The organism is Paenibacillus cymbidii (genome assembly GCF_004764705.1).
In the GTDB taxonomy this organism is placed as follows: Bacteria; Bacillota; Bacilli; order Paenibacillales; family NBRC-103111; genus Paenibacillus_AN; species Paenibacillus_AN cymbidii.
Window position 1 is genome coordinate 129,422 of sequence record NZ_SHLX01000022.1, and the last position, 17,969, is coordinate 147,390.

The 17,969-nt window shown below is 59.7% G+C and carries 12 protein-coding genes; 3 read left to right on the top strand and 9 right to left on the bottom strand.

The window, feature by feature from the left end; all coding sequences use genetic code 11:
• Positions 1-18 precede the first annotated feature (18 nt).
• The gene (locus EXY20_RS26220; RefSeq protein ID WP_135555089.1) at positions 19-1,404 is read right to left on the bottom strand and encodes a sensor histidine kinase; all 1,386 of its coding nucleotides are present in this window, start codon (positions 1,402-1,404) and stop codon (positions 19-21) included.
• Entirely contained in the window at positions 1,397-2,080 is a 684-nt protein-coding gene (locus tag EXY20_RS26225) for a response regulator transcription factor (protein WP_135555090.1), read from the bottom strand. Before EXY20_RS26225 ends, EXY20_RS26220 begins: the two co-directional genes overlap by 8 nt.
• 149 nt (positions 2,081-2,229) lie before the next feature.
• On the opposite strand from EXY20_RS26225, the gene EXY20_RS26230 reads away from it, so the two are divergent.
• The gene (locus tag EXY20_RS26230; protein WP_135555091.1) at positions 2,230-3,036 is read left to right on the top strand and encodes an alpha/beta fold hydrolase; all 807 of its coding nucleotides are present in this window, start codon (positions 2,230-2,232) and stop codon (positions 3,034-3,036) included.
• 2 nt (positions 3,037-3,038) lie between these two features.
• On the opposite strand, the gene EXY20_RS26235 is transcribed toward EXY20_RS26230, so the two are convergent.
• The 3 genes from EXY20_RS26235 to EXY20_RS26245 form a co-directional block, all read right to left on the bottom strand.
• Positions 3,039-3,950 (bottom strand): haloalkane dehalogenase, encoded by a 912-nt coding sequence (locus tag EXY20_RS26235; protein WP_135555092.1) that lies wholly within the window; start codon positions 3,948-3,950, stop codon positions 3,039-3,041.
• 110 nt (positions 3,951-4,060) lie between these two features.
• A complete protein-coding gene (locus EXY20_RS26240) occupies positions 4,061-4,921 on the bottom strand; it encodes a helix-turn-helix domain-containing protein (protein WP_135555093.1) in 861 nt (286 codons plus the stop codon).
• A gap of 43 nt (positions 4,922-4,964) precedes the next feature.
• Positions 4,965-5,477 (bottom strand): hypothetical protein, encoded by a 513-nt coding sequence (locus EXY20_RS26245; RefSeq protein ID WP_135555094.1) that lies wholly within the window; start codon positions 5,475-5,477, stop codon positions 4,965-4,967.
• Positions 5,478-5,697: 220 nt separating this feature from the next.
• Between EXY20_RS26245 and EXY20_RS26250 the strand changes: the two genes are divergently transcribed.
• Entirely contained in the window at positions 5,698-6,843 is a 1,146-nt protein-coding gene (locus EXY20_RS26250; protein WP_167859535.1) for a sensor histidine kinase, read from the top strand.
• A gap of 49 nt (positions 6,844-6,892) precedes the next feature.
• Complete coding sequence (locus EXY20_RS26255; RefSeq protein WP_135555116.1) at positions 6,893-7,528, top strand: response regulator; 636 nt, start codon at positions 6,893-6,895, stop codon at positions 7,526-7,528.
• 145 nt (positions 7,529-7,673) lie between these two features.
• Here the strand turns inward: EXY20_RS26255 and EXY20_RS26260 are convergent, their stop codons facing one another.
• The 4 genes from EXY20_RS26260 to EXY20_RS26275 all read right to left on the bottom strand — a co-directional run bounded on the left by EXY20_RS26260 (position 7,674) and on the right by EXY20_RS26275 (position 17,968).
• A complete protein-coding gene (locus EXY20_RS26260) occupies positions 7,674-8,051 on the bottom strand; it encodes a LytR/AlgR family response regulator transcription factor (protein WP_135555096.1) in 378 nt (125 codons plus the stop codon).
• Positions 8,052-8,169: 118 nt separating this feature from the next.
• Positions 8,170-13,542 carry an Ig-like domain repeat protein gene (locus tag EXY20_RS26265; protein ID WP_167859536.1) on the bottom strand — a complete coding sequence of 1,791 codons (5,373 nt, stop codon included), beginning with the start codon at positions 13,540-13,542 and terminating at the stop codon, positions 8,170-8,172.
• Between the two features lie 397 nt (positions 13,543-13,939).
• A complete protein-coding gene (locus tag EXY20_RS26270; RefSeq protein ID WP_135555098.1) occupies positions 13,940-14,902 on the bottom strand; it encodes a response regulator in 963 nt (320 codons plus the stop codon).
• Positions 14,903-14,905: 3 nt separating this feature from the next.
• The gene (locus EXY20_RS26275; RefSeq protein ID WP_135555099.1) at positions 14,906-17,968 is read right to left on the bottom strand and encodes an ATP-binding protein; all 3,063 of its coding nucleotides are present in this window, start codon (positions 17,966-17,968) and stop codon (positions 14,906-14,908) included.
• Position 17,969: the final 1 nt, after the last annotated feature.

Here is a 17,969-nt window from a genome sequence, read left to right on the forward strand (position 1 = left end):
GCAAAAAAAACGTCCCGCTTACGCCCGGTAACGCAGCGGAAGCGAAACGTTCAATTTGGCGCCCTTGCCCGGTTCGCCGCGGGCGACAATCGTGCCGCGGTGCAGCTCGACGATCCGCTGGGCGATCGACAGCCCAAGCCCGCTGCCCGCCACGGCGGCGTCGCGCGAGCGGTCGACCTTGTAGAATGGCGCGAAGATGCGCGCCTGCTCCTCTTCCTCGAAGCCGATGCCGTTGTCGGCTACCGCAACGACGGCGCGATCGGCGTCAGCCGCCAGCGTCAGCCGGACAAACCCGCCTTCCGGCGAAAACTTGATCGCATTCTGCAGCAGGTTCGTCCATACTTGCCGCAGCAAATCCTCGTCGGCCTCCACCGTCGCTTCTTCCAGCGCCAGCTCGACGTCGATGCGCTTCCCGCGCCATTGCGGCTCGAGCGCGATGACGATGTGCCTCAGCTGCTCGTCCAGCGCAAACTTCCGCGGCTCGACCCGCTGGCGGCCTGCTTGCAGCAGCGACAGCCGCAGCAAATTTTGCCCGATGCGCGACAACCGTTCGCTCTCTTCTTCGATGATCGCCAGGTAGCGCTCGCGCTGCGCCTCGTCGACCTGCATGCGGCGGAGCGCCTTCGTAAAGCCGGAGATGGAGGTGAGCGGCGACTGGATTTCGTGGGAGACGTTGTTGACGAAGTCCGTACGCATCCGGTCGAGCGTCTTCAGCTCCATCGCCATATGGTGGAAGCTGTTCGACAGCAGCCCGATTTCGTCCTGGCGATTCGATTGCACGTCGATGTCGAAGTCGCCGGCCGCCAGCTTCCGCGTCGCCTGCGTAAGCACGCGCACCGGTCGGACGACATAACGGGCGGCGATCAGAATGAGCAGGCTGCCGACGAGCAGCACGATAACCAGTATCGTCAAAATAACGCCGCGAATCACTTCGAGAATCGTCCCGATCCGGGGCTTGAGAAACATGGCGTAATGGCCGCCGTGAAAGTCGAACGGCAATCCGACAAGCAGGATCGTGGGGCCGCGTTGTTTTTCCCCCGCGTCCGACAAGCCGCTGAACACTTCTCCGTCCAGGACGATCTGGATCGGATCCGACGAATTTCCTTTCAGGATGGAATCGGAGCCTTCGCGGTTGTCGAACACGAGCCGTTTGGCGGCGTCGTACACTTCGATCCGGTAATTGGTGAGCGCCGATGCCTGTTCCATATACATACGCAAATCGTCTTGCGGCGATTGCTCCAGCAGCTGCAGCAGCCGTTCGCCGTTAGCCGTCGTATCCTGTTCAACCAGCGAAATGACTTTCGGGATATAGAAACGGCCGGACACGGAAAAACCGACGATCAGGCTGATCAGCACCGCCCCGATAAACACCAGCACGACGCGGACGTTAAGCGACTTAATCACGGCTCACCTCGAGCCGGTAACCGAGCCCGCGCAGCGTCGCGATGCGAAACGCCGACTCGTGCGCCTCGAACCGCTCCCGCAGCCTTTTGATATGCACATCGACCGTCCGTTCGTCGCCTTCGTAATCGGCTCCCCAGATGGCGTCGATCAGTTGGCTGCGGGTGAACACCTGCCCCGGATAGCTGGCCAGCCGGTACAACAGCTCGAACTCCTTCAGCGGCAGCGTCAGGCTGCTTTTCATCCGGCGGTCGACGATCTGGAAGGTCGTGCGGTCGAGGATCAGGTCGCCGAGCGCGATTTGGCCGGAGGTGGCGATCCGGTACCGCTTCATCAGCGCTTTCACCCGCAGCACCATTTCCGTCGGATCGAACGGCTTGGTCAAATAGTCGTCCGTGCCGAGCCGGAATCCTTTGATCCGGTGATCCGTCTCGCTTTTGGCCGTAATCATCAGAATCGGAATGTCGGCATAGGCGCGAATGCGGCGGCACAGCTCCCACCCGTCCATCTTCGGCATCATGATGTCGAGCACGACAAGATCGGGCGTTTGCGCTTCGATCGCCCGCCACGCTTCTTCCCCGTTGCCGGCTTCCGCCACCTCGAATCCTTCGTCCGCCAAATAAAAACGGATCAGCTCGCGAATATGCAAATCGTCGTCCACCACTAACAGCTTCGGCATTTCTTCACCGTTCCTCTGTACGAACAATTCCTTCGATTGACATACTCAATATATGCCAAAAACCGGTGCCGCACAATCGGCGGCGGAGTGTTTCAACCGTTCTGTCGATCTGCAGGATATGATAAAATTGGAATTGGAGGAGATGGAAAATGACGACTCTGACGCAAACATTGCGGCAAGTAACAGTAAAAAGTTATCCGTTCCACTACCGTTTGATCGACGACGGTCGGAAGGAAACGATTGTGCTGCTTCATGCGGCATTTGCCGATCATACGCTGTTCGCAAGTCAAATCGAGCGCTTCCGAAACTCGTACCGCCTGGTCGTGCTGGACTTGCCGGGGCATGGAAACAATTTGACGAAAGGCTCGAAGATAACCATGGCCGATGTGCCGGCCATCATACGCGCGATTGTCGACGAACACGGCCTGGGCGCCTGCCATCTGCTCGGCGTTTCGCTCGGGTCGCTCGCGGCGCAAGCGTTCGCCGCCGAATATCCGGAACTGACGAGAAGCGTCGCGATCGTCGGAGGATACTCCATCCACAAGGATTACGAACGCATCGTCAAAGCCCAGCGCAAGGAAGGAATCAAGTGGTCGTTCTACATGCTCGCGTCCATGAAACGATTCAAACGATATGTCGTTTCCGTATCCTGCGCCACGGAAGAAGGACGAAGCTTGTTCGCGCAAGGAATCGGCCGTTTCCGTTTCCGCTCGTTTCCCGCCATGGCCGGCACAAGCCGGTATTACCGCCCGAATCCGGCCCCCGTGCCTTACCCGCTCCTGATCGTCGTCGGCGAACACGATTTGCCGCTGGCCCGCGAGGCGGCCGCCCGGCTGCACGAGCTCGAACCGCACTCGCGTTACGCGCTCGTACCGGGCGCCGGCCACTGCGCCAATGCGGACGCGCCGGACGCGTTCAACCGGCTCGTCGAACGCTTTTTCGCATCGCTTGACTGACCTTACGCCGGTCGTTCCATGGCAACCAACCAGCGGCGCAGCGCCTCGCCTACCGCATGCGGATTCTCCTCCGTCAAATGGTGAAAGCCGCGGCCGATGTGCTCCAGCGTCAATTGCCCAAGCTGCGACCGGCACCAGGCAAGCTCCGGCTCGCGCACGCTGCAGCCCGGCGTCGCGTAGAGGAGCAGCTTCGGAATGTCCGTCGCCGTGAGCCAACGATTGCGCTCCTCCACCGCTTGCGCCACTTCCGCCGGCTCGCTGCCGATCGGAATCTGGTTCGGGAATACCCACATCGGCTTGCGGTCGGCGGGATTGCGGAACGGCTCCCGGTACCGCTCGTGCTCCTCGCGCGTAAACGTCCGGTTGACGATGATGCGCGGCATTCCTTCGACGAACACATTGTTGTCCCGCATGAACGGCCAGCCCGCTTCGGGATCGCGCAGCGTGCGGAACAATCCTTCCGATTCCGGCGGCGAAAATTGCGCCCACGACGGTTTCGGCACCAGCGCCTGCGGCTCCAGCATCGCCACCGCGCGCACCCGGTCCGGGCGTTCGGATGCGAGCTGCAAGCCGACCGTCGCCCCCCAGTCGTGCCCAACCACAATAAAATCGCGCAGCTCCAGTCGATCGACCCACTTGCCAATGTAGTCGACATGCTCCCGGAACGTGTAGCCGATATCGGGTTTGGCGGAAAGCCCCATGCCGATCAAATCGACCGCCAAACATCTTGCGTTAGGGGACAAATACGGAATAATGTTGCGGTACATGTAGGACCAGGTCGGGTTGCCGTGCAGCATGACAATCGGGGTGCCGACACCCTGTTCGATGTAATGCAGCCGGCTGCCGTTGATTTCGGCATACCTGGATGGAAACGGATATTCGCTGCCGACGGGCGGCATTTCGTTGACGGTCATCGGACGTCATCTCCTTCTCGATTCGGAATCTGACGTCATTGTACAGGACCCGGGCGGCAAGCTCCTTGTAAAAATGCGACAATCCGAGCGGCCGGGCAGAGCGGGAATGGTTACTGATACATCGTCTGGGAAACGCCCGTATCGGCAGCGGCGGCTTCATTGAACGTAGCTGCCAGTTCGGGCTGCCGGGCCCGGCGAAAAAACGCCTCGGGGCTGCTGCCCGCAAACGTGCGAAACTCGTGGACAAAATGCGCCTGATCGGCGAAGCCGCACGCTTCCACGATATCCAGGTAGCCGCTGCCCGATTTTTTCAATTGGATGGCGTGCTGGAAGCGGGCGATGCCGGCAAACTTCTTGGGCGTATGTCCGATGATGACGTTGAAGCGCCGCTCCAAGGTGCGCCGGCTGACATAGTAGTGCCGGGCGAGTTGCTCGATCGAAACGAGCCCGCGATGCCGCTGAATATGTTCGGCCGCATCCGGCAGCCAGGCGTCGGCAGCGCGCGGCTCCCGAAGCAAGGCCAGCAGAAAGCCGCACACAATGTCGATCCGTTCGGCAGCCGTTGCCGCTTCCCGCAGCCGCTCTTCCATGTCGGCAACGAGCCGCCGCGGAAACAGCAGCTCCAGCCCGACATTCGCATCCTGAAACTCATCGGCCGCATACGGCGTGAAGGCGGCCAAGCCGCCCGGCTTGAACCGGACGATAATCGTGCCGATTCCGCCGGTGGCGACATATTCGCGGAACGTCGATTGCAGTCCCGATATGCCGCTCGTCCCGAGCAGCTCCGTATGGCGGGGACCGATCGCTTTCATCGGACTGCCGTATTGAATGCCGATCACCGCCAGCGCGGACGGCAGTACTTTGACCGGTTGACGATTGGCGAAATTGACGGAAGCGAAGTCTTCCTGCAGCAACAAGCTGTCGACATAGGCGCCAAGCCGGGGGTGAGGGCGAAACCACTGCAACAGCATGCATCCATCCCGCTTTCTTCCGCAAACGTTTCTTTTGCCGCTATTATACCACTTCCGTCGCCGCCCGGCGCATCAGCAGCACATTGTACACGACGTAGTATGCGAACATGACGAGCATCAGCCCCGACGTCCAGCCGCTGCCCATCGCCGTCAGCCGTTCGGCCGCGCCCAAATGCTGCGCGGAGCCGTCCGCCGCGAACACCGTGTAGAAGCGGTACGCCAGCCGGCCGAGGAACAACATGGTGACGGCGCCGCCGATCCATGCGCTGGGCCGGTAATGCGCCAGGCCGTCCCGCCGCTCGAACCGGGTGAAGGCGGCACCGGCAACCGCCAGCAATGCGCCTGCCGCCAGGCCGACGATATCGGACACCAGACTGACCGGATGAAACGCCCCCTCGAGCAAAAAAAGCAGACCGACCGCCCCGAAAATATAGACGCTCGTCCGCAACTTCTTTTGGCTCAGCCGCTGCCAGACGAATGTCCGCTTTACCCGCAAATAAATCCGGTAGCCGATCCAACCGGCCAACAGCAGCATGACGATCGTTTGTATGTTCATGGTTTCTCTCTCCTTCGTTTCGTTTGCCACCATCATACGGCAAATGCAGCCGCGGCTCGTCTAGCCGGAGATCGATTGTGCCGCGGCCGCGTCTATATCTGCAGATAGAAATTCGGGCAACCGGACCGGTTGGCGTTGTACGCTGCCGAATGGACAAGCTAAAATGAAGATGCAATGCCCACGTAAAACGGATAAGGAAGAAACGGGGAGTGGGAAACCGATGAAGCGTCGTCCATACGGCAAACCGTTTGCCAGCGTCGCCCTTTTCTTCTTTTTGACGGATGCCAACCGGCTGTTTGCCGGGCCGCCCGCCAGGATCGCGCTGCATCTCGCGATATGGGCCACCTTCACCGCCATCCTGTTCGCGCCGCCGTCGTGGCGGACCAAACCACGGCTCGGAGTCGCCGCGCTGCTGCTGGCTGCGGAGAGCGCATGCGCCATCTTTTATTACGACGAAATAAAGCTGCTGTACTTCATCGCCATTGTGCTGTTCGCCGCGGCGCTTCGCCTGTCGTTTGCACGCAGCCTGCATCCCGCAATCACCGTGCTGATCGTGATGGCGGCGCTTTATTACCGGTTCGGCCACGCGGATCTGTTCAGTTTCCTTTCCTTCGTCGTTTCGGCCGTCGTGCTTTACTTTTTCATCCGCAACCGCATCCAGCGCAACGAGTTCCATGCCGCCAACGAACGGCATTTGGCCGAGCTGCGGGTCGCTTACGGGCAGCTGCAGGAAGCTACCGCGGCCACGATGAAAAACGCGGTGCTCGAAGAACGGACGCGAATCGCCCGCCATATTCACGATGCCGCCGGGCACAGCTTCTCGTCGCTGATCGTGCAGCTGCAGGCGCTGCGCTACAAGCTGAAGGAAAACCCCGAACAGGCGCGGCAATCGGTCGACGACATGCTGGACATTGCCCGCCGCGGCTTGCAGGATATTCGCATCTCCGTTCACGCGCTGGCGGACGACCGCTCGTTTCCCGCCATCGCCGCAATGAAATCGCTGCAGATGCGAACGGAGACGTCGGCGGCCATCGGCTGCACGTTTCGTTGCGGGCTGAGCGACGACGAGCTTGGCGCCGAAGCCGGGGAAACGTTGTTTCGCGTGCTGCAGGAAGCGGTCACCAACGTCATTCGCCATGCCCGGGCAACACAGGTGGATGTGTCGCTCGAAAAGGAAGCGGACCTGCTCGTTCTGTGCATACGCGACAACGGCGAAAGCGATGGGCAGCCGATCAGCGCAGGCTTCGGATTGAACGTGATGAAAGCCAGACTCGAAGCGCATCAAGGCAGCTTGAGCTACCGGCGGCTTGCGCCGCACGGCTTCGAGCTGACGGCAACGATTCCGGCGCCGAAGGAGGAGATGTAACGTGACATTGCCATCCAAAATACGCGTGCTGCTAGCCGACGACCAGACGATGATCCGCCAAGGATTCGCCTACGTCATCGGGCTGCAAGCCGATCTGGAGCTGGTCGGGGAAGCCGCGGACGGCGTCGAGGCGGTCGAGTTGGCCGGGCGGCTGCGCCCGGACGTCATTTTGATGGATGTGCAGATGCCGAGGATGACAGGCATTGAAGCGATTCGGGCCATCGGGCAAACGCAGCCGGAAACGAAAATGGTCATTCTGACCACTTTCGACGACCAGGACTACATTTACGAAAGCATTCGCGCGGGCGCTGTGGGCTTTTTGCTGAAGGATGCGGATGTGGAGGAGATGTTGGGCGCCGTTCGCGCCGCCTGCCGCGGCGAAGCGGTGTACAAATCGGGCCATGCGGCGTTGGCGCTGAGGAGGGCTGCGGCGGACGTTGCCCAAGCCGCGGGAGCGGAAGCGGCGCAGGAAGCGACGCCGAGCTTGGCCGAGCCGCTGACCGAACGGGAGCGGGAGATTTTGCAGGAGATGGCGTATGGCCTGCGCAACGACCAAATCGCGCGCAAGCTGTATATCGCCGAAGGAACGGTCAAGTCGCATGTGCACCGCATCCTGCAGAAGCTCGGCTGCGAAGACCGGACGCAGGCGGTCGTGCTGGCGCTGCGCGGCGGCCTGGCGAAGTGAGCGGCGTTGTAAATATATAATCTACCATTAGTTAAAACGATATTCGTGCGAGTTGCTGCTCATTCTGTATGATTTTTCGACTATAATCATTGGCTTGGTGTGGGTGCTCCCCGTTCTGTATGATTTTTCGACTCTTTGCGGCTCGCTATGTGCTTTCAGGGAAGGTCGGGCCCAGTAAGCGAATGACTCGCTGAATATCTTCGCCGACAACCGGCTTGAATATCGAATCGATGACCCGGCCGCGAAGCGACTCGGTAGCGCTATGTTCATAAGCGGTCATAAACACGATCCGGATATCGGGCTTGATGACGAGCAGCCGCTCGGCTAGCTCCACTCCCGTCATCCGCGGCATGCGGATATCGAGAAAAGCGACCTCCGGCTGCAGCTCGCCGAACGCGCTCAGCGCCTGCTCGGGATCGTCGAAGCAGCCGCAAACGTCGAATTCGGCATAGCCGGCAAGCTTGTTCCGGATGTACCGCAATATTCTCCTTTCATCCTCCACGATCATCACGGAATAAGCCATGCCCGCCCACCATCCTTCCAACTGGTACTGATCCGAAGCCTGAAAAGAGAGGGCCTCTCTATTCCGGGAAACCGTCCCTTGAAGAGAAGCCCTCGTCTTTGTCCTTGCCGGTTATGATTTAATGCTTGCTTCCGTGCGCGACGGAAGCTTCCTGAATGGCGCCGAACGCCCAATTGCTTGCGGGCACGTCGGGCCATTGGGCCGGCGCGTCCAGGTACGGCGCGCGGCCGAGCAGCTTGTTGATCATCGCCACCGCTTCCGCGCGGGTAAGCGCCGCATCCGGCCGGAACGTGCCGTCCTCGTAGCCGTCGATGACGCCTGCCGCCGCTGCCTGCCCGATCGCCGTCTGCGCCCAGTGGCCGGCAACATCCGCGAATGCCGCGGCTTGACCGGTTGTTTGACCGCTCAGCAGCCGCACGGCGACGGTCGCCATCTCCCCGCGCGTGATCGGCTGCTCCGGCTTGAAGCTGCCGTCCGGGTAGCCGTCCAGCACGCCCATCCGCGCCGCTTGCGCGATGTCGGCCTGCGCCCAATGCGAATCCGTCACGTCGGAGAAGTCGTCTGCCGGAGTGCCCGCTTCCTTGTGGAACACGCGGGCGATGATTGCGGCCAGCTCCGCGCGGGTGACGCTGTTGTTCGGCCGGAACGTGCCGTCCTCGTAGCCGAACATATACGCTTCGTGCTTCGTTTCTTCCGGTGCAGCAGTCGCCGCGCTCCAGCCGGCCAGGTGCACGATCGTAAACGTGCTGAACTTGCTGACGCTGAAGCGGATGCCAAGCTTGCCGGTTTCGTCGTAAGCGACGATTTCGCCGCGTACGAACTCCTTCGTGCCGTCGCTATGTTCGATAAAGATGCCAAGATCCTTCAACTGCGCTTCGCCAAGCGATTCGTCGCCGAGCGGCAGCGTGAGCGTAACCGGACGGCTCTGCAAATTCGTTTCGATCGCCATTGGCCGGCCGACGACGGCAACGCCTTCGATGCCGATCGTCAGTCGCGCCGCCTGTTCGGTTTTTGCCCGCTGCTCGATTTCTTTGCGTTCGTCCTCCTGTTTGACCGGAATGACGCGGAAATACGTATCTTCGTTCAACTCCCGCAGCGATTCGCCCGGAATGCCGATCCGCACGCCGTTCGTGTCGATTTCCATGCCAACGTTCGCCTCCGCCAGCAGCGTCGTTGACGCTTTCGGCAGCGTTACGTTAAGTTCCGCCACTTCGTCTTTTTTGTCGGGGATGACGATCTTCGCGAGACTCGAGCCGGCCGCTTGCAGCTGCGCTACCGTTTGCGCCGCTTGCTCCGGCGTCAGGCGAACGTCGTCCGTTTTGCGCCCCGTGGCGGCATCCGTCGTTCTGACGATAACCGCCTGGGAAACGACAGCATTGTTCCTTCCGCTGCCGTTCTGCACGTCGATCGGAATCGTTTCGCGTGTTGTGTCCGGTTTCGGCGTCGGCAGCGAGATTGGCGGATCGTCGACCACCGGAACCGGCGTGACCGTCAGCAACAACGCGGTTGTCGAAGTGCCCGGCAAATAATTCGTATTGCCGTCGTACACAGCCATGATCGCATGATCGCCGACCGGGAGCGCGTCCGTCGTCAGCGTTGCCGTGCCAACTGCCGCAACCGTGCGGGTGCCGAGCTGAATCGTGCCGTCGTAGAACGTCACCGACCCGCTGTCCGGCGTGCCGCCGCCGGGAGCAGCCGGCGCCACCGTTGCCGTCAATGTCACTTGGCTGCCGTATACAGTCGATGTGACCGATGAAGTTAATTGAATGGTGCTGCTCGCCTGGCCAACTTCAACCGAATACGAGCTTGTCGTGACGCTGGCGCGATGAGCGTTCGCCCCTCTATAACTTGCCGAAATCGAATTCGACATCACCGGCAGCGTGGTCGTCGTCCAGACCGCTTGGCCATTTCCGTCCAGCGTTGCGGAGCCGATCGTCGCCCCGCCCAGAACGAAATCCACCGTGCCGGAAGCGGCTCCGGCAACTGTCGTTTCCGGCGTGACTTGCGCCGTGAACGTTACCGGCTGCCCGTATACCGCCGCGCTGACATCGCCTGTCACACTCGTTGCGGTTTCGATCTCTTTGTACACCGTCAGCGACGACGGGGCCGAAGTGGCAGAAGTGTGGACGTCGTCTCCGCTATACTCCGCCGTGACATCGCCGGGGACTTTCCGATTCAGCACCGCCTCCGGCAAGTTATCGGTCTGCAGCGTCGCCTGACCGTTTGCCTCGAGCGTTGCCGTGCCGATCACGAACGTACCGTGCTTGAACGTGACGCTGCCGGTTGGTGTCGTATCGCTGCCGATCAGCTTCGTGACGGTGGCCGTCAGCTTGATTTGCTCGCCGTAGACGATTTCCGCCACCGGTGTCGTCAGCTGCAAGGAAGTGCCGATTTTGCTTACCGTCGCCGATTGGGCGAGTGAAGCGCTGGCAAGATGGACCCCTTGCCCGTTATAGCTCGCCGTGATCGAATAACTGTCGGCCGGCAGTGTAGTCGTCGTCCAAACGGCAGTGCCGTTCGCATCGACTGTCTCGCTGTGCAGCGTAACACCGGCCTGCTTGAAATCGACCGTGCCCCCGGCAACGCCGCCAACCGTCGATTCCGGCGTGATTTGTGCCGTGAAGGTGATCGGTTGCCCATACACGACTGTATTGACGCTGTTTGTCAAACTCGTCGTCGTGACGATGGTTTTGTATACCGTCAGCGACGACGAAGCGCTGCTGGAACTATAAACGGAATCGCCGTCGTAGGTCGCCTTAATCGAACCGGAAACTTTCGTGCCCGGCAGGACCGCTTCCGGCAGTTTGTCCGTTGTCAGCGTCGCTTGGCCGTTGGCATCGATCGATGCCGTGCCTATGACAAAAGATTCATGTTTGAACGTCACGATGCCTCCCGCCAACGTTCCGCTGCCGCTGTCCGGCGTTACGGTCGCTGTCAGCGTCACTTGTCCGCCATAGACGATTTCCGTAACCGACTGGCCACCGGCCGTAACGGCAAGCGTCGTCGTTGTCGGTTCTTTCTCCCAATACACCGCATTCTGCACGAGGCTGTTTTCGATCCAGGTGAGGTAAAGACTGCCGTTGTTAGCGGCCAGAACCGGGTTGTTGGCATCAACGGTGAGCGATGCGTTCAATCCGACCTCGCCGTCCGCTATCGTCCATGTGCCGGATTTATACTTTTTGGCGTGCAAAACTTGTGTGTTGTTCTCCTTTTCCGACCAGACGACGTACAACGCGCCATGGTAAAAAGCTGCCGTCGCCGAAGTTACAGGCGCTGACTGTTGGAGGTTCAGGCCGAAGGTGCCGCTGTTCGCTCCCGTTTCGTCAATCGCCGCCCAGCTGCCGTTTTGGTACCGCATGACACGAACGAGGGTTTTCGCTCCTTTGGTTTCGACAAATACCGCATACAGCCCTTGAGCATCCGCAGTCAAATCGAACAATTGCGCGCTCGTGTCGCTGCCATTAAGCTTCAATCCGTCGTTTTCGTTGCGCCATTCGTTGGTTGCCGAATCGAAGGATTTCACCCGCAAATTGTAATTATAGTTGTCCGTGCTGTCGATTTCGGACCAGGCCGCATACAGGCGGCCTTGATACACGGCGACGTATGGCATGAAGACCACGTTATTGCCCGTGTTGTAATTGATGCCATACACGTCAGCAGTGACGCCGCCGGGTTTCTCTGCCTGCTCCCATTCGTTGTTGCCCTTGTACCTCTTGACCCGGATTTGCGTCTTGCTGTTATTGTTCGATTCCGACCAGACGGCATAAAGCTCGTTGCCAAGCACGGCCAGCTTTGGCGTCAGGCCCGATTTGCCGGGATTGTAGTTCAAGCCGCCGCCATCTATCGTCTCCCATGAAAGGCCGTCGAACTGCCTGACATGAATCTGGTTCGGATCCGAAACATTGAGTTTGTCGCCGGCATACGCAATAATGAGCTTGTTATCGTACGTTGCCGAGGTGGGCGTATACGCGGTATAGGGACTCTTCAGCGCGTTGATCGCATTGTCGCCGCCGTCGGTTACCGAATCCCAGCTCGTGCCCGATCCGGCATACCGGCTCAGGTATGTTTTTACATCCGAATTTTGATCGTTCTCATACCAGAGCGCGTAAATCGAATTTTGAAAAGATTGCAAGCGGGAAAAGGAATATTGCAGGGAGCCGCCGTGACTGAGCGTGCCGATCAGCGTCCACATGCGCGCGATTTGCTGCGTCGGTTGGCTGCTTGCCGGCATCCCCGTCCCCTTGCTGTTTTTCGGCACGACTTTGACCCGCAAATATTTGCCGGCATCCGCCCCTTTAAGGACATATGTATTTTCCGCCGATGCCGCTTTTGCCACCGTCTCGTTCACCGTACCGGCCGCATCGTCGTATCGGTAGAACGCATAGGTCGTACCGGCCTCCGGATCGTTCTCCGCATCCGCGTAGCCGGACGTCGCCGTGATTGTTTCACCGACCTTCATCGTACCGGTTATGGTCGGACTGGCCATCGGCGCCGTATCGAACATTCTCAGCCGCGGGTAGCCGTTGTTGTACGCATCGATCACCCACAGATTCAACAAATCCCAGTTGGTGTAGGTAGCGGCCAATTTCATGTTCGCCGACGTCAGCCCCGTGCCTTTGCCGGTATCCGACTGCCCGCTTGTCATTTTGTCGTAATAGGAATCAGTGACCGTCACTTGCCCGATCGTTCTTCCGACCAATCCGCCAGGTTCCATCGTTGTTGCCGTAACATGTCCGACGGCATAAGCCCGCAATATAAGCGTATCGGGCGAATTCAGCGTATTGGGAGGGGGAGTTTCGAAGTCGCCGACGAGCCCGCCGACCCAGTTGGCTCCGGTAACGGAAACGTTGGCATACGAATCCTGAATCGTTCCGCTGCTGAAGCCGGCCATCCCGCCTATGCTCATGCCCTGTGTTGCAACAGAACCCGTAACAAAGCTGTTTTTAATGGTGCCGCTATTGAAGCCGACCAAAACGCCGGCGTAGCCGACATTCCCCGTCGCGATCGATGCATCCGTGAGCGCCACATTGCTGATGCTGCCCTCGTAGCCGATGACGCCGAACAACCCCTGATTGGAAGTGGTTCTATTGGTTATCTTCAACCCTTTAACGGTATGTCCGTCGCCGTCAAAATGGCCGATGAACGGATGCTTCACGAAGGTTATCATCGTGCCAACCATCTCCATCGTTTCGTGACCGATCGGTTCCCAGCCCATGCCGGTGTTGTATCCGGCTCCGTTCGTAGACAAATAATCGGTCAAATCGATATCTTGCGTCAGCTTGAAGTATACCGCACTGTTTTCCAGGTAATTTCGCACCTTGTCCAGCTGCTCGGCCGATTCGATTTGATACGGATCCTGCTCCGTACCGGCACCGCCTGCAAACTCGTTCGGCCCGCCTGCGTTTGCTTGCCGCGGACCGACGATTACGGCCGCCAGCAGCAGAAGAAGAAGCGCCAGCAGCGCCGCAACCGGTTTTTTAGCTTTCCTCATCATAAATTCCTCCCGTCGCTTCGTTCCTAAACCTGCACCGAGAGGAATTATAACAAGCCAACCTCACAAAAATTTCACAAGCCGACACCAAGCGACAAAAGCCGACCAAATACCGCCACAACTATACCTTTCTTTGTCGGGTACCGGCGGGAGCATGCGGGGACTTGCCTGTTTCGAAAAGGAGCATTTCCAAATAAGCCATGTTTGATTGGCTATTTCGTCCAAAATGGCCTCCAACAACAAAATAGCCAGTAAAATCACTGGCTATTTCGCAGAAAAGGCCGATTTGGGGGGGGGATTTAATCACAATAGCCAGTGTTTTCACTGGCTATTTTCGATGAACCAAGCAAAAAGAAGCGAATAAGCCATTTTTCATAGGCTATTTTTCAACCCCCCCTTAGATCGCCTCCTGCTGCCGGGCCTCCATCGTCTCGCGCAAACGTTGCGCCAGCTTGTCGTTCCCCGTCTTGCGGCACCACTCCAGCAGCATGTCGCCCAGCCGCTCCAGCAGCCGCTCCGCTGCGGCGTCAGCCGGTACGCTCCAGGCGTAGCCGCGGTCGCCGAACAGCGGCGCCCGATAGTTCAAATAAAGCTGTTCCGCCCTCTCCGGGTGCGCCTCCACTTCCTTCTGGTCGGCGCCGAGCAGCCGCAATTCCTCCAGATCCGATATGCGCTCCGGCCCGAGCAGCCGGTACATCGTATTGCTCCGTTCGATCACGAACGCGCCCGGCAGCTGCTGCAACACCTGCTTGACACGATAGATTGATGTATACAAATTATGTACGCCGCGATCCTCCGGCACGTCAGGCCAGAGCAGCTCTACCAGCGCCCACTTGCCAAGCGAATGGCCGCGATTCATCCACAGGCAGGCGAACAGCTCTTCCGTTTTTTTCGTCGGCCACTTGACCGGCTCACCGTTCGGTCCGGCCACTTCAAAAGTGCCGAGGCAGCGAATCAGCGGTTTGAACGGCTCAGAGGACGGTTTGGCCGGCTTCGGCCGCTTCTTCTGCAAGCGCTGCAGCACCCGGTCGATGTCGTCGCTGCGGATCGGCTTGAGCAAATAGTCGATCGCCTCGACGCGGAACGCGTCAAGCGCATACTGCTCGAATGCGGTTAGAAAAACGATGTTGACGTCCGGCTTGATCGCCAGCAGCCGTTCGGCCAGCGCCAGCCCGGTCATTCGCGGCATCTGGATATCGAGAAACGCCACGTCCGGCAGCAAGCCGCCGAATGCGTCGAGCGCATCTTCGGGATCGTCGTAGCAGCCGAGCACGTCAAACTCGGCGTATCCGGCAAGCTTGTTTTTCATGTAGGACAATATTTTTTTCTCGTCCTCGACAATCATCACGGAATAACGCATCGTTTACCCCCAGGCCGTAAATTGCTGCGGCAGTATGACCGTGCACAAAGTACCTCGTCCCGGCTGCGAGTGCAGCCGGAATTCCGCGCCCGCCACCGACGCGACGCGTTTGCGCACGTTCGTCAGGCCGACGCCCCGCCCGCCTTCGCCGCCAAGCAGCTTCTTGACCGTATCCGGCTCCATGCCCGTGCCGTCGTCTTCCACTTCGATCCGCAGCTGATGCTCCTCCTGCCGAATGCGCAGCGTAACGGTCCCCGTCCCCTTCTTGTTGAACACGCCGTGGCCGATCGCATTTTCGACCAGCGGCTGGATCAGCAGCGTTTTGACGTGCAGCTTCTCCAGGGGCAAGCCGGGGTCGATCTCCACCGCAAACTGCAGGCGGTCGCCGAAGCGCAGCTTTTCGATTTCTACATAGTCGCGGACAAGATCGAGCTCGTGCTTGAGCGGGATCGTATGGGCCGTCGATTCCTGCTGGAACATGCGCCGCAGATGGCGGCTCAGCAGCGTCAGCAACTCGGCGGCCTGCGCCGGCTCCTCGTAGCAGACGGCAATGATGTTGTTCAGCGCGTTGTACAGAAAATGCGGTTTGATCTGCGCAGCCAGGAATGCGCGCTCGTGCTGCAGCGCCGTCTCCATCGTGCCCGACAGCTGCAGCAGCAGCTGCACCCGCTTGCGGATTTCGTCGGTCGAGAACGGTTTGGCGATGTAATCCGTCGCTCCGGCCTGAAAGCCAAGCTGGATATCGGAGTCGCGCGAAGCCGCAGTCGCAATAACGATCGGCAAAGCGATGGCGGCGAACCGCTCGCGCACGCGTTTCGTCAGCTCCATGCCGGACATGCCCGGCATAATCAAATCGGCGATCATCAGGTCGAAGCGGCGCCCATCGACGAGCTGGAGCGCTTCTTCGCCGCCGTAGGCGACGGCAAGCTCATAGTCGTCCTCGAGAATCAGCCGCAGCACTTCGAGATTGGCGGGGTCGTCGTCGACGAGCAGAATCGAGCGGCGGCCGCCGCGTTCCCTCTCCTTCTCGGGAGGCGCCAGCGCGGCGGCAACCTGGTGCATCGCTTCTCGCCGGACGGACGGCTGCGGGTTCGCGGGCGGCGCCGCCGCCGTTCGCAGCTCGAGCGCCATCACGGTGCCTCGCCCGACTTCCGTGGTGGCGATGTACAGCTCCCCGCCCATCTGGCGCGCCAACTCGCGGCTGATGAACAAGCTGAGGCCCAAACCGTCGACCGGCGGCTGGCCCGGCGTATCCGAGCGGTAGCGGTCCTCGAACACCGACTCCCGCTCCTCGCCCGCGATACCGATGCCTTCGTCGGCGATCTGCAGCGTCACGCGGTCGTTCTCCCTTGTTGCGGAAACGACGACACTGCCGGCGTTCGAATACTTCACCGCATTGGACAGCACGTTGTAAATGATTTGCGACAGCCGCTGCTCGTCCGCCTCCACAAACGTGCGGTCTGCGACCCGGTTGACGAGCGCCATGGGCTTGAGCCCAATCTGCAGCGAAATGATCCGGAACACATGCTCGGCGACGGCCGCCAAATCGACGGAAGCGAGCTTCACTTGCAGCGACATGTTGCGCAGCTGCGTAGCGTCGATCAAATTGTTGACGATGTAGGACAGCCGCTGCGTCGTATCGACAACGAAACCAAGATGGCGGCGAGACTCTTCCGGCAGCGGGTCGGTTCGACGCAGCACGTGCTCCGCCAGGTTGTGGATGCCGTGAAGCGGCGTTTTCAGCTCGTGCGACGTGCGCTGCAGAAACTCGTTCTTCACCACGTTGGCTTGCCACAGCTGATTCGACAGTTGTTCGCTCCTTCTCATCGCATTGGTCGAACAGAACGCCAGATACAAGTTCATCGTGAAGATGAAAGAGAAATACGACACGAAGGAAAGCATTTTGCTGGACATGATCTGATCCAGGTACAAGTACTGAAACAGCAGGCTGCCGGTCAGGAACAGCGCCGTCGCCAGCATCAACGCCCGCTCGCCGCGGCTTTCCCGCGTCCGGGCCCGAAACAACAGCAAGGACCAGCGCACGATCGATATCAGGCAAACGATCAGTTGGTAAGGCGAAAACAACATTTTGGCATAAATGTACGATTCGTAAGGCATAACCAGCACGGCGGTAAAATAAATCAGCATCGGCAGCGTAATGGCGAGGTACGCCTTCTTAGGCGCAAACGCCGGCTCCACCTGGCGGAAAAAAGCGAGCAGCAGAAGCAGCGAGCCGCTGAGCGTCAAGTCCTGCAGCTTGTACGCAAGATCGAACGGCAGCCAGTCGAGCACGACCATCAGCACCTTCTCGTCGGCGCAAGCGACGACAAGCGACACCGCAAGGAAAAACAGGCCGGCATACAAATACATGCTGTCCCGCGAACGCATCAGGTAGATGGCGAGCGAGTACAGGCCGAAGGACACGGTCATCATGAAATCGACCAGCCCGACGCCGAAGCTGAGCAGTGCATAACGCGTCACCTGCTCGGTCGTGCCGATCAGAATCGGCTGGGCGATCCCGCCCTGGTAATATTTGAAATTCGACACCTGGATGACAAAATGGAGCTCGTGATTGACGACCGGCACATAAGCGGTATACGGCGTGTTGCCCGGGCGATGCGCCGCTTTCGTTTCCGCGGGAACACCGCTTGCGTGAACGAGCTGGCCGTTGACGTAGAGCCGGTGCGACATGCGGATGTTCGTCACCTTGATGCCGATGACCGGCGGAGCGGCAGGGGACAGCCGCACCACCGCCTCGTACGTGCCGTTCCCGTAAACCGGCTGGCCGAGCTCCTTGTTCGCCCAGTTGTCCGGCACCCGGATATAGCTGCCGCCGCTTGCCTGCAAACGGTCCGGTTCCGCCAGCACATTCGGATAAAACCGCCACGTCCCGTCCAGGCGCATCATCCCGTTGTCGTCAAAATTCCATGCCGTCGCATCGAGCACCCCGTCCTGTACGGGCGGCGTTGGCTTCGTCACTTCCGAATCGAGCAGCATCGCGAGCTGGATCAGCAAAAAAACGACCATGACGACGGCCAATCCGAGTCGGCCAAACCATTGGTTCATC

Coding starts and splice junctions, on each gene's coding strand:
- EXY20_RS26245 (WP_135555094.1), bottom strand. CDS start 5,477: ATGAACATACAAACGATCGTCATGCTGCTGTTGGCCGGTTGGATCGGC.
- EXY20_RS26255 (WP_135555116.1), top strand. CDS start 6,893: ATGATCCGCCAAGGATTCGCCTACGTCATCGGGCTGCAAGCCGATCTG.
- EXY20_RS26270 (WP_135555098.1), bottom strand. CDS start 14,902: ATGCGTTATTCCGTGATGATTGTCGAGGACGAGAAAAAAATATTGTCC.
- EXY20_RS26265 (WP_167859536.1), bottom strand. CDS start 13,542: ATGAGGAAAGCTAAAAAACCGGTTGCGGCGCTGCTGGCGCTTCTTCTT.
- EXY20_RS26250 (WP_167859535.1), top strand. CDS start 5,698: ATGAAGCGTCGTCCATACGGCAAACCGTTTGCCAGCGTCGCCCTTTTC.
- EXY20_RS26235 (WP_135555092.1), bottom strand. CDS start 3,950: ATGACCGTCAACGAAATGCCGCCCGTCGGCAGCGAATATCCGTTTCCA.
- EXY20_RS26275 (WP_135555099.1), bottom strand. CDS start 17,968: ATGAACCAATGGTTTGGCCGACTCGGATTGGCCGTCGTCATGGTCGTT.
- EXY20_RS26240 (WP_135555093.1), bottom strand. CDS start 4,921: ATGCTGTTGCAGTGGTTTCGCCCTCACCCCCGGCTTGGCGCCTATGTC.
- EXY20_RS26230 (WP_135555091.1), top strand. CDS start 2,230: ATGACGACTCTGACGCAAACATTGCGGCAAGTAACAGTAAAAAGTTAT.
- EXY20_RS26260 (WP_135555096.1), bottom strand. CDS start 8,051: ATGGCTTATTCCGTGATGATCGTGGAGGATGAAAGGAGAATATTGCGG.
- EXY20_RS26225 (WP_135555090.1), bottom strand. CDS start 2,080: ATGCCGAAGCTGTTAGTGGTGGACGACGATTTGCATATTCGCGAGCTG.